This is a genomic window from uncultured Pseudoflavonifractor sp., assembly GCA_904419835.1.
GTDB lineage: Bacteria > Bacillota > Clostridia > Oscillospirales > Oscillospiraceae > Pseudoflavonifractor.
Map to the genome: position 1 here is coordinate 1 of CAJFTA010000065.1, position 12,505 is coordinate 12,505.

9 protein-coding genes and 1 tRNA gene are annotated in these 12,505 nt (G+C 58.9%); 5 read left to right on the forward strand and 5 right to left on the reverse strand.

From position 1 onward, the window contains the following. Positions 1-315: 315 nt before the first annotated feature. From QZY67_RS10390 to QZY67_RS10400, 3 genes are all read right to left on the reverse strand, one after another. Entirely contained in the window at positions 316-2,187 is a 1,872-nt protein-coding gene (locus tag QZY67_RS10390) for an ABC transporter ATP-binding protein (protein WP_295370075.1), read from the reverse strand. Then, entirely contained in the window at positions 2,180-3,913 is a 1,734-nt protein-coding gene (locus QZY67_RS10395) for an ABC transporter ATP-binding protein (protein ID WP_295370078.1), read from the reverse strand. Before QZY67_RS10395 ends, QZY67_RS10390 begins: the two co-directional genes overlap by 8 nt. 75 nt (positions 3,914-3,988) lie before the next feature. Then, positions 3,989-4,363, reverse strand: coding sequence for a MarR family transcriptional regulator (locus tag QZY67_RS10400; RefSeq protein ID WP_295370080.1), 375 nt, complete (start codon positions 4,361-4,363; stop codon positions 3,989-3,991). A gap of 364 nt (positions 4,364-4,727) precedes the next feature. Here QZY67_RS10400 and QZY67_RS10405 point away from each other — a divergent pair, with 364 nt between their 5' ends. Next, positions 4,728-5,579 carry a hypothetical protein gene (locus QZY67_RS10405; protein WP_295370083.1) on the forward strand — a complete coding sequence of 284 codons (852 nt, stop codon included), beginning with the start codon at positions 4,728-4,730 and terminating at the stop codon, positions 5,577-5,579. A 356-nt stretch (positions 5,580-5,935) separates the two neighbouring features. On the opposite strand, the gene QZY67_RS10410 is transcribed toward QZY67_RS10405, so the two are convergent. After that, entirely contained in the window at positions 5,936-6,619 is a 684-nt protein-coding gene (locus QZY67_RS10410; RefSeq protein ID WP_295370084.1) for a TVP38/TMEM64 family protein, read from the reverse strand. A gap of 165 nt (positions 6,620-6,784) precedes the next feature. On the opposite strand from QZY67_RS10410, the gene QZY67_RS10415 reads away from it, so the two are divergent. The 4 genes from QZY67_RS10415 to QZY67_RS10430 all read left to right on the forward strand — a co-directional run bounded on the left by QZY67_RS10415 (position 6,785) and on the right by QZY67_RS10430 (position 12,038). Beyond that, a complete protein-coding gene (locus QZY67_RS10415; protein ID WP_295370086.1) occupies positions 6,785-6,961 on the forward strand; it encodes a hypothetical protein in 177 nt (58 codons plus the stop codon). A 460-nt stretch (positions 6,962-7,421) separates the two neighbouring features. Then, a tRNA-Gly gene (locus QZY67_RS10420) sits at positions 7,422-7,495 on the forward strand. A 442-nt stretch (positions 7,496-7,937) separates the two neighbouring features. Then, positions 7,938-9,260, forward strand: a complete 1,323-nt coding sequence (locus QZY67_RS10425; RefSeq protein WP_295370087.1) for a putative ABC transporter permease — start codon at positions 7,938-7,940, stop codon at positions 9,258-9,260. 258 nt (positions 9,261-9,518) lie between these two features. After that, complete coding sequence (locus QZY67_RS10430; protein WP_295370089.1) at positions 9,519-12,038, forward strand: hybrid sensor histidine kinase/response regulator; 2,520 nt, start codon at positions 9,519-9,521, stop codon at positions 12,036-12,038. Between the two features lie 118 nt (positions 12,039-12,156). Here QZY67_RS10430 and rplT read toward each other — a convergent pair. Further along, positions 12,157-12,505 (reverse strand): 50S ribosomal protein L20 (gene rplT / locus QZY67_RS10435; RefSeq protein ID WP_295370091.1); only part of this gene is annotated, 349 nt, incomplete at its 5' end.

Genomic DNA, 12,505 nt, shown 5'->3' on the forward strand with positions numbered 1-12,505 from the left:
TACTGAATAAACCGCTTTGCGGTTTATTCGTGCGGCACAGCCGCACAATTCCATAAAAACGGCTCAAAGGAGCCGCTTTTGTGGAATTCAGCCATTGCTACAATGCGTATTTCCACTGGCGCGTTTCAATGCGCCAGTGGAAGGTGCAGGGTTTTTGGACGAAATTGTCCAAAAACCTTACACTTGAACAAAGCCATTTGGCCTTGAAAGCCTTGGGCTTCAAGGCTCGTGGCTTTGTTCAATACGCATTATATTAAACGAAAATCCTGCCTGACGCATCTGCGTCAGGCAGGATTTTTGTATGCAGGAGGAAGCTTACTCCAGCTCGAAGGCGCCGGTGTAGAGCTGGTAGTACACGCCGTGCTGGGCAATCAGGTCCTCGTGGCTGCCCCGCTCAATGATGCGGCCGTGATCCAGTACCATGATGGCGTCGGAATTGCGGACGGTGGAGAGCCGGTGGGCGATGACGAACACGGTCCGCCCGCTCATCAGGCTGTCCATGCCCTGCTGGACCAGGGCCTCGGTGTGGGTGTCGATGGAGGAGGTGGCCTCGTCCAGAATCATCACCGGGGGATCGGCTACGGCGGCCCGGGCGATGGCGATGAGCTGCCGCTGGCCCTGGGACAGGTTGGCACCGTTGCCGGTGAGCATGGTGTCATACCCCTGGGGCAGGCGGCGGATGAAGTCGTCGGCGTTGGCCAGCACGGCGGCGGCCTCCACCTCCTCGTCGGTGGCGTCCAGGTTGCCGTAGCGGATGTTCTCCCGGACGGTGCCGGTGAACAGGTTGGTCTCCTGGAGCACAATGCCCAGGGAGCGGCGCAGGTCGCTCTTGCGGATCTTGTTGATGTTGATGCCGTCGTAGCGGATCTTGCCGTCGGCAATGTCGTAGAACCGGTTGATCAGGTTGGTGATGGTGGTCTTGCCCGCGCCGGTGGCGCCCACGAAGGCCACCTTCTGGCCCGGCTTGGCGTAGAGGGAGATATTGTGGAGGATGGTCTTGCCCTCCTCATAGGCGAAGTCCACGTCAAAGAACCGCACGTCGCCGGTGAGGCGGGTGTAGGTCACAGTGCCGTCGGAGTGGGGGTGCTTCCAGGCCCAGATGTTGGTGCGCTCCTCGGCCTCTACCAGATCGTCGCCCACATACTTGGCGTTGACTAGGGTGACATAACCGTTGTCCTGCTCGCTCTCCTCGTCCATCAGGTCGAAGATGCGCTGGGCGCCGGCCAGACCCATGATCACGGAGTTGAGCTGCTGGGAGATCTGGCTGATGGGGTTGCTGAAGCTCTTGGACAGCTGGAGGAAGGCGGCGATGACACCCAGGGTGATGCCGGTGTCAAAACCGCCCAGGGCCATGAAGCCGCCGGCCATGGCCACGATGACATACTGGATGTTGCCGATGTTGATCATGATGGGCATGAGGATGTTGGCGTACTTGTTGGCCTGATAGGCGCTCTCGCACAGGGCGTCGTTGACCTCGTCAAAGCCCTTCTCCGCCTCCTGCTCGTGGCAGAAGACCTTGATGACCTTCTGGCCGTTGATCATCTCCTCAATGTAGCCGTTCAGGTCGCCCAGCTTCATCTGCTGGCGGATAAAGTACTTGGCGCTGCGGCTGGCGATGTACCGGGTGACCAGCAGCATGCAGCACACGCACAGCAGCACCACCAGGGTCAGCCACACGTTCTTGAACAGCATGGCGAAGAAGGTGACGATAATCATGACCACCGAGTTGAACATCTGGGGGATGCTCTGGGAGAGCATCTGGCGGAGGGTGTCCACGTCGTTGGTGTACACGCTCATCACGTCGCCGTGGGCGTGGGTGTCAAAGTACTTGATGGGCAGGGTCTGCATGTGGCTGAACAGGTCGTCGCGGATGGTCTTCTGCACGCCCTGGGAGATGGTCACCATAATCCGGTTGTAGGCCAGGGTGCACAGGGCGCCGGTGACGTAGAGGCAGGCCATGGTCAGCAGGGCCTGGAGCAGGGCGGTGTAGACCGGGGTCTCCATGGCCAGCAGGGGGGCGATATAGTCGTCGATCAGGGCCTGAAGGAACAGGGAGCCGCCCACAGAGGCGATGGCGCTGACGAGGATGCACAGCAGCACCAGGAAGAAGCGGAGCTTGTAGCCGGCGAACACATAGCGGAGAATCCGGCTGGCGGTGTGGCGCTTGCCGGAGGGAATTTTATTCATCGTCGCTGCCTCCCTTCGTCTGGGACTCATAGATTTCGCGGTATGTCTGGCAGTTCTGGAGCAGCTCCTGATGGGTGCCCATGGCGCTGATTCTGCCGCCCTCCATCACCAGAATCTTGTCCGCGTCCTCAATGGAGGAGATGCGCTGGGCAATAATGAACTTGGTGGTGTCGGGAATCTCATTGCGGAAGGCCTGGCGGATAAGGGCGTCGGTCTTGGTGTCCACGGCGGAGGTGGAGTCGTCCAGAATGAGGATCTTGGGCCGCTTCAGCAGGGCCCGGGCGATGCACAGCCGCTGCTTCTGGCCGCCGGACACGTTGGAGCCGCCCTGCTCGATGTGGGTGTTGTATTTCTCGGGGAACTCCTGGATGAAGGGGTCGGCCTGGGCCAGACGGCACATGTGGACCATCTCCTCGTCGGTGGCGTCGGCGTCGCCCCAGCGCAGGTTCTCCTTGATGCTGCCGGAGAAGAGCACGTTCTTCTGGAGCACCATGGCCACCTGCTGCCGCAGGGCGTCCATGTCGTAGTCCCGCACGTCCACGCCGCCCACCAGCACCCGGCCCTCGGTTGCGTCGTACAGGCGGGGGATGAGCTGGACCAGGGTGGTCTTGGAGGTGCCGGTGCTGCCAAGAATGCCCACGGTCTCGCCCGACTTGATGGCCAGGTTCACGTCCTTCAGGCACTCCTTGGAGGGGTCGTTGGCGTAGCTGAAGCTGACGTTCTCAAAGACGACGGAGCCGTCCTTCACCTCGGTGACAGGCTTCTCGGGGTTCTTCAGGTCGCTCTCCTCGTTGAGCAGCTCGCAGATACGCTCGGCGGAGGCCCGGGCCAGAATGATCTGCACCAGCACCATGGAGCACATCATCAGGCTCATGAGGATCATCATGATGTAGCTGAACATGCTGGTCAGGTTGCCGGTGGTGATCTCGCCGCCCACCACCAGATGGGCGCCCAGCCAGGACACGGTCAGCATGCAGCCGTACACGCACAGCTGCATCAGAGGCGCGTTGAAGGAGATGAGCTTCTCGGCCTTGGTGAAGTCGGTGAAGATCTCGTTGGAGACATTGCCGAACTTGGCCCGCTCGTGGTCCTCCCGGACGAAGGACTTGACCACCCGGATGCCCAGCAGGTTCTCCTGCACCACGTTGTTAAGCCAGTCGTACTTCTTAAAGACCCGCTCGAAGATGGGGTGGGCGTTGGTCATGATGAGATACAGGCCCAGCGCCAGAATGGGAATGACCACCAGGAAGATAAGGGCCAGCTTGGGGCTGATGGTAAAGGTGAGGGCCCAGGCGCAGATGAGCATGATGGGGCAGCGCACGGCGATGCGGATGATCATCATGAAGGCCATCTGCACGTTGGTTACGTCGGTGGTCAGGCGGGTGATGATGCCGCCGGTGGAGAACTTGTCGATATTGGAGAAGGAAAACTTCTGTACGTTGCGGTACATCTCCCGGCGCAGATTGCGGGAGAAACCGGTGGAGGCCTTTGCGGCAAACCGGCCGGACAGGGCGCCGAAAATCAGGGCCACAACGGCCATGACCACCAGCAACAGGCCGTAAAGCAGGATGTTTTCCATGCTTCCGGCCTCAATGCCCTTATCAATGAGCTGGGCCATCATCATGGGAATCAGGACATCAAAGGCCACCTCAAAAATAACGAAGATAGGGGTCAGAATGGTGTCCCGCTTGTATTCTTGAATACAGGCGCTCAGACGTTTGATCATGGAATCGCTCCTTTGCAGTTGGAATCGTAGGGATGTAGGAACCGGGCGGCCGGACGGACAGGCCGCCCTGAGAAACTATTCCAGCAGATTGCGCTGAATTTTCCGTGCCGTGGCAATGAACTGCTCCAGCTCCTCCTCCGTCAGGCCGGCGGTCATGCGCGCCTCGGCAATCCGGAACTTTTCCGCCATGTCTGCATGGACAGACATGGCCTTTTCCGTCGGGATCAGCTTTTTCAGCCGCGCATCCTGCGGGACGGTCTGGCGGATGAGCATACCGTCCTGCTCCAGATTCTGGAGAAAGCGGGAGGCAGTGGAGCGGCGGATGCAGAAGACCTCCTCCACATCGCGCTGGTAGAGCGCCCGGTCCGGATGATCACAGAGAAAGCCCATGATGAGGCACTCGGTCTCGGTGATGCCGTGGCGGTTCTCAGACGGAGGAGACAGCTCCATCATCTTTCTCCTGAGCAGATTGGACAGGCTGCGGATGAGAAAGCCAACGGAATTTTGGCGTTGTATGGCGATCGACCTCCTCTCATTTTAGTTAGATTGCTAACATATTATAGTGAGATAAAAATTGGATGTCAATAGAGAGAAAATACAAATTTGCTTTTTAACAAAAAATAAAGGAAAAGAAGGTTAAAAAATAGATGAATATTTAAAATACTATAAGATGAAAGAGACAAATCCGTGCGCGCAAAGTTTTACAAGGCAGAGGAATTGAAATCGGCAGGGCGACGTGATAACATGTAAAACAACACACAAAATGCCCGCCGGCACTGCCTGGCGGGAAGAATTGGGATCCAGGTGATGAAGGGTGAAATATTTCTACGGGGCCGGAAAGCGGGGGCCCTATTTCGAAGGCTGGCAGTTCCGGCACCAGGCGCCCGGCGGGGAGACGCTGTCCCTCTTTCCGCTGCTGCGCATTGACAAGGCGGGAAACACGGAGGCCGTCATCCGGGTGGAGTCCCGGGAAGGGGCGTGGAGCGTCAGCTGCCCGGGGGAGAGCTTTCAGGCGTCCGAAGGGCTGTTCCAGATATGGGTACAGGGCAGCCTGTTCAACCGGAAGGGGCTGTGGCTGGACCTGCGCTCGGGCGGGATAACCCTGTGCGGAGAGCTGAGGTACGGGCCCTTCACGCCGCTGAAGTACGACCTGATGGGGCCGCTGGGCGCGCTGCCTGTCTTTCCGATGCGCCGGGGGGTGATCAGCATGGGCCACCGGCTGGAGGGCGTCCTCCTGCTCAACGGGCGGCGCATCGACTTCACCGGCGGCGCCGGGTTCATTGAGACCTTCCGTGGAACCGGCCGGCCCTCCGCCTCGCTGTGGAGTCAGAGCATCTGGCGGGAGGAGCGCAGCAATAGCATCCTGGTCAGTGTGGAGCGGATGCCCACTCTGACTGGGCCCCGGATCAACTGCCTGTGTGTAGTGCTCTACGGCGGGCGGGAGTATCGCCTGGCCTCTTACCGGGGCGCCAGTGTGGAGCGGTGGCCGACGGAGGGGGCCGTTATCCGGCAGGGCGCGCTGCGCCTGGCTGTGGAGCCGGAGCGGGAGGGCGCCCATCCCCCTGTGCGCTACCGGCTGTGGGAAGGGGATAATCTGCTCTTTGACCACCTGGACCCCTGGGCGGGCTACCACTGTATTGAGGAGAAAAGAGGCGGCGGGGCATGAGATATAAAACTTCATGCGCCCGGCGCCGGCGCCGCGATGCATTTGCACAGCAAGAGAGAGGGAGGACGCCCCAGCTTACGGGCGTCCTCCCTTGAGCGTGTCAAAAAACTTCGGTTGAACAGAATTCGCCTGCGCCGGGGCGGGGGAGCGCGAGGGGGCAGCGGCCCGCCTCGCGTGGAATCGAATGCCCCGCAATGCCTTGCCGCGCAAGGCTTGCGGAGAGCGGAGCGATGACTTTTGCGCCGTTGCGCGGCGCGAAAGTAATGGCATTCTTGAAGGCTGTCGAAAAAGTCCCAGGACTTTTTCGACAGCCTGGAGGGAGGACGCCCCAGCTTACGGGCGTCCTCCCTTGTCTTTTACTGTTTGAATTTCTCCAGCAGGCGGGCCTCCCAGAGGTCGCCGTACTTCATGGACACGAGAAACAGGGCCAGGCCGGCCAGGCCGATAAGGGCCATAGCCCAGAGAGGGATAGAGATGACCGAGCTGCCCACCGCCGAGGCCACCAGCAGTCCCCAGGGCCGGGTGAGGAGCACAATGGCCAGGAAACGGGGAAAGCTGATGTCGGTCAGACCGGCCAGAATGCAGATGATGTCGTCCGGGAAAAAAGGGAAGAGAAAGACCAGTGCCAGGAATATGTCCCGCTTGCGGCGGATCAGGTCCAGATATTTGTCCGATACCTTCTGGCTGACAAAGCGGTCCGCAAAGGACTGCCCCAGCACCCGCGCCAGCCAGAACACCATCACGGAGCCCAGCACCACTGCGCCCGCTGTGAGCAGGAAGGCGGGCCACATGCCGAAGAGCAGTGCGCCTCCCGCGGCGGTAATATTGCTGGGGATGGGGGCGAGGACCACCGAGGCCAGCTGGACCAGGAAAAAGACCAGATGGGAGTAGGGGGAGAACCGGGCGATATAGTCCTGGATTCCCTCCAGGGATTTCGCGGCGGCAAAGAAGCCGGTGCTCCAGAGGAAGATGAGAACGCCGGCCAGGACCAAAACTGTAAAGACCAGCGTGGCAATCCATTTGCGATTTCTCTTTTTCATATTCATATGCCAAGCCCCTTGTTCTGCGTTGTGAAAATGACTGCCGGAGATTACGGGAGGACCCTGCCGCCGTACAGTACCATAAGGCTACCACAGGGAGAGAGAAGATGCCATAGAGAAAAGCTTAAGATTGTCTTTAAAATAAGAAATGATGCGGAGCGCCGCATGGGCGCGCAGGCTTTCAAAAAAGTGGCTTCCGCCACTTTTTCGAAGGAGCTTCATGAAATCTTCACCTCAATTTCTGATGAAATTGTCGGCAAAAATTTCATGAGAAGTGTCATTTTCGAGGCGCATGTCCCCGAAAATGACGGACTTTCATTTGATTCCGTCATCTGCGGATGACGGAACTCTGCGAGGCTTCCCATTCTGGGAGATTTTTGAAACGCTAAGTGCCGTACGGGCGCTTTTTGCCGCCCGCTTTCAGCAGACAATAAAAAATAGACGGCCCCGGCCGCAGCCGGGAACCGCCCGATTAAACAAAAAGCCACACCGCCGCCGGGTGTGGAACTTCTGTGTCACACGGTATGTACTGTCGAGTTTATCGATCGCTGACGATGACCTGCTCATCGCCGCCAAAAATCAATTCGTCGACATCCGTGCTCTGGATGTCAGTCCACTTCATGGCCTCAGCCTCCTTTCTGAATTTTATAGGCTTATTATAGAGCTGTTGCAGCCAAAAAACAAGGGACAATTGTACATAATATATAAAGAAAATGTAAACAAAGTGTGCAAATTTTGTGTCGGAAAAAATTCCTTGCTATTTTGCGGCAGGTATGCTATACTAGCGAAGTCGATTTCAGATGCAGGTGTAGTTCAATGGCAGAACGTCAGCTTCCCAAGCTGAACACGAGGGTTCGATTCCCTTCACCTGCTCCAAAAAGAAAGGGCTTCCGATAGGAAGTCCTTTCTTTTTGGGTTCCAGCCGCCAAAGGCGGCTTCCACCCTTTGGTTTAAAATGCTCGGCGGAAATTAATTTCGTCTGCGCCGAGGTTTTGCCTGCGGCAAAACGCTCGAACACCGCAAAAGCGGCGCGGCCCAGAAGGGCCGTTGGGCAATAATCAAAATATCTGATTGAAAATTTGAAATATCCATATTATCGTGCTTTATCACGTCGGAGCAAAGTTCACTTTGTTCCGACGCCTTTTTGTACCAGGGGCAAAAAAGACGTCGTCAGCCCGCTCCCTTGCGCCTCCGCTCCAACCGCAGCCGCTTCCGCTGGGGTGCGGTTTCATCTTATCCTGTTGCAATATGAAGGAAAGTATGGCAGAATAGCCTCGTGAAGGTGCGAAAAGGCCGTGTTCCCGGAAGGAGAGACGTTATGTACTATACCCTCTATCAGCTGGCCTGTTTTTTTCTGATCTACTCTCTGGCCGGATGGTGCGTCGGCGTCGCAGCCGCGGCGGTGCGGCGGCACGCCTTTGTCAACAGCGGCTTCCTCAATCTGCCTCTTAACCCGTCCTATGGCGTGGGCGCGGTGCTGTTTGCCGTGTTCCTGCCCGAACTGTCGGAGCGCCCCTTTTTCCTGGTGCTGGGCGGCGCGGTCATTGCCGCGGCGGTCACCTTCCTCACCGGCTTCCTGCTGGAGCGCATTTTCCGCCGCCGCTGGTGGGACTATACCCAACACCGCTTCCAGTTTGAGGGCTATATTTCGTTCCCGCTGCTGCTGGTCTGGGGCCTGCTGGCGCTGGTGTCCATCCTGGTTCTGGACCCTCTGCTGGCCGGGCTGATCGACCGGATTCCCAGGCCTGTGGGGCTCATCATTCTGCTGGTCTGCCTGGGACTGATAGCGGCCGACTTTGTGATCTCGCTGGTGTCCGTGCTTCAGCTCCGGTTCCGCCTGAAGCGGCTGTCCCGTCTGTCGGAGGACTTTCGCGACCTGTCCGCCGTGTTCGGCAACGCAATCACCCGCCGGGTGCAGCGCCGTGTTCTCAGAGCCCACAACCTGGAGGCGGAAAAACTGCTGGAGGCCCAGGCGGAGGCGCCGGAGAAGAGCGGCGTCTTTGCAGAAGGCTGCTGCTTTCACAAGCTGGTGTGGATCTTTGTCATCGCCGCGTTTCTGGGGGACATCATTGAGACGCTGTTCTGCCGGGTGACGGCGGGGGTGTGGATGAGCCGGAGCAGCCTGATCTACGGCGCGTTCAGCGTAGTGTGGGGCCTGGGTGCGGTGATGTTTACCGCCGTGCTCTACAAGTATAAGGACCGCAGCGACCGGTATGTATTTCTGGCGGGCACCATTCTGGGCGGCGCCTATGAGTACGTGTGCAGCGTGTTTACGGAGCTGGCGTTCGGCACGGTGTTCTGGGATTACAGCCATATCCCATTCAATCTGGGAGGGCGCATTAACCTGCTCTACTGCTTTTTCTGGGGTATTGCGGCGGTGGTGTGGATCAAGGGCATTTACCCCAGGCTTTCGGGCCTGATTGAGCGGATTCCGCCTAAAATCGGGCGCGTCGGCACATGGGTGCTGGTGGTCTTCATGGTGTGCAACATGGCGCTCTCGGCGCTGGCACTGGCCCGGTACACACAGCGGCAGACGGTACCCGACGCGCCTGCAACCCCGCTCTCCGATTTCCTGGATCGCCATTACCCGGACGAGCGGATTGAGCGGGTCTACCCCAACGCCATTCTGGTGGAGGAGTAGAGGGGAGGATACAAAAACGGCCTCTGGCGGCCCGGTTTCCGGGCTGCCAGAGGCCGTTTCCTGTGGACTGAGCAGGTTTTTCTGCCCCCGCCCTTAACATCCGGCGGAAGATTTGGTATAATCATGCCGGAATGTCCGCCGGAACAGAGGTCCGGCGTTTGTAGTCCTATACATTTTGACAGAGGTACTGTGGACAGTTCCGCCCTGCATCACCCTATCCTGCGGGAGCCTCTGTGGGGCAGGTAAGGAGGACTTACATTGAAAGACAGAAAAATTTCCATCTCATCCAATACGGCCCTGAGCCTTCTGATGCTGGTCCTAGTGGCCGTGCTGCTGCTGTTCAGCATCTCTCTTGTGCGGATAAAGCTGTTGGAAAACACCCAGAATCTGGGTATGGCTCTGGCGAAGAGCTATGCGGTAGAGGAGGAGATGCATCTGGACAGCTTCCGGCAGATCATGAATCTGGCCGCCCAGTACGTGGATGAGATTGACGGCGAGAGCGGGAACACAGACCAGGTTCAGGACTGGCTCAGCGGCTATTTTTCCAAGCTGACCGCCATGCTGGGCGAGAGCACGGTGGACCCGTATGCGGTGATTGACGGCAAAATTGTGGCGGCCAACCCGTGGGAGGGGGACGCGGGCTACCAGTATCAGACCACGGACTGGTACCGCGGTGCGGTGGAGGCCGGCGGCGAGGTAGTGTTCAGCGGCGTGTATACCGACGCCATTACGGGCGAACCGGTTTTTACCATCTCCAAGGCGCTGGCCCGCAGCGGGGATGTGCTGGCCATGGACGTCTATATCCGCAACCAGGGGCTCCACAATACGGCCCAGGCCCTGCCGGAAGACAGCTCCTACTACCTGTGCGACGCCGCCGGCACCATGCTCTACTCCGTGACTCAGTGGGATGCGGACGAGGAGACCCTTCAGACCTACCTGGACTTCCTGATGGCAGGGATTCAGGACGGATCCCTGTCCGCTTACGACGCCTCCTTTGAAGACATGGAGGGGGTGGAGCGTGGAGCCTACTACTCGGTCATGAGCAACGGCTGGACTGTGATTATGACCATTCCCATCCGGGATATCCTCTTGGGCGACCGCAACGCGGCGGCGAATGTGCTGGCCGGCGTGGGCCTGCTGCTCTTCGGCGTGCTGACCGCCATGGTAATCCGGGATTTGCAGCAGAACAAGCGGATTAAAAAGGCGGGCAATACCATCCGGATTCTCAGCGACTCCTTTTACGCCGTCTACCGGGTGAACTTCCGCGAAGGGACCTATGAGGCCATCAAGATGTCCAGGGATCTGGAGTCCCAGATGCCCCGGACGGGAGGATACGACTTCCTGCTGGCCACGGTAAAGCAGGTGGTGGAGTCGGGGACCTACCAGGAATTTGAGCTGAGCTTTTCGCTGGAAAGCATCCGCCAGCGGGTGAGCGAGCACATCGCCGACTACGGCGGCGACTACCGGCGCCGCTTCGGCGAGATCTATAAATGGGTGAACATCCGCACCCTCTATGATGAGAAGCTGGCCCCCGACGAGGTGATCCTCTGCTTCCGGGACGTGGACATTGAGAAACGGCAGCAGCTCCAGCATACCATTATCCTCCAGGAGGCGCTGGAGGCGGCCAAGAAGAGCACAAAGGCCAAGTCGGATTTCTTCAGCAGCATGTCCCACGACATGCGCACCCCGCTCAACGCCATCATCGGCTTCTCCCAGCTGGCCCAGAACAGCCAGGACGACTGCCAGAAAATGCGGGACTACATGCAGAAGATTGAGTTTTCCGGCAGGCAGCTGCTGGCGCTGATCAACGACATTCTGGAGCTGTCCAAAATGGAGGCGGGGAAGAACGCCCTCAACAACAAGCGCTTCAACCTGAAGCAGTACGTGGAGGAGGCGGCGGGAATTTTCCATGACCAGGCGGAGCGGCAGGGCAAGGCGTTCACAGTTGACCTGGATATGCACAACGAGGTTGTGGTGGGGGACGAGTTCAAAATCGGACAGATCCTCAACAACCTCCTCTCCAACTCCCTGAAGTACAGCAACCCGGGCGCGGAAATCCGGCTGGAGATCCGGCAGTTTGACTTCCAGCGGCACAGCAAGTATCAGATTGTGGTGGAGGACACCGGCATCGGCATGTCGGAGCACTTCCTGGAGCATCTCTTTGACCCCTACGCCCGGGAGACCAGCTTCACCAGCGCGTCCACCGTGGGAACCGGGCTGGGCATGCCCATTGTCAAGAGCCTTGTGCAGCAGATGAGCGGCGAAATCTCCGTGGAGAGCACGCTGGGGAAGGGGAGCAAATTCACCGTCACCCTCCCGCTGGAGGCGGTCTCCGGCGAGGAGAGCACCGAGGAACGGCGGGAGCCGAAAAAGAGCGCCGCCTTCCAGCTGGCCGGGCGGAAGATCCTTCTGGCGGAGGACAACGAGCTGAACATGGAGATCGCCACCGAGATCCTCTCCATGAACGGCATGGAGGTGATCCAGGCGATCAACGGCGCGGAGGCGGTGCGCATCTTCCAGGCCGCGGCGCCCTACTCCATCGACGCCATTCTCATGGACATGCAGATGCCGGAGATGGACGGCTGCGAGGCGGCCAGGGCCATCCGGGCGCTGGACAAGCCCGACGCAGCCGCGGTACCCATCATCGCGGTCACCGCCAATGCCTTTGCCGAGGACATCGACAAGACCACCAAGGCGGGCATGAACGGGCATATTTCCAAGCCAATCGACGTGGCGCTGCTCTACGAGGCGCTGGAGAAGTGCATCAATCGCGAATAAAAAGAGCCGGCCCGTCCCTTTCGGGACGGGCCGGCTGAGCGTTTGCTCCGTTTTTTTGACAAACTGAAACGGGGCATGGCGTGTGCCATGCCCCGCTTTAAGTGGGATAAAATCCGGATTAGCCCAGCTGAGCCTTCGCCATCTCGGTGAGGGCGGTGAAGGCGGCCTTGTCGTTGACAGCCAGCTCGGCCAGCATCTTGCGGTTGATCTCCACGCCGGCCTTCTTCAGGCCGTTCATGAAGGTGGAGTAGTTCATGCCGTTCATCTTGCAGGCGGCGCTGATGCGGGTGATCCAGAGCTGACGGAAGTCGCGCTTCTTCAGCCGGCGGCCGGTGTAGGCGTACTTCAGGGACTTCATGACCTGCTCTTTGGCCATCTTGAAGTGCTTGCTCTTGGCGCCCCAGTAGCCCTTGGCCAGCTTGAGGACCTTATTTCTTCTCTTGCGCGTCATCATCGCGCCTTTAACT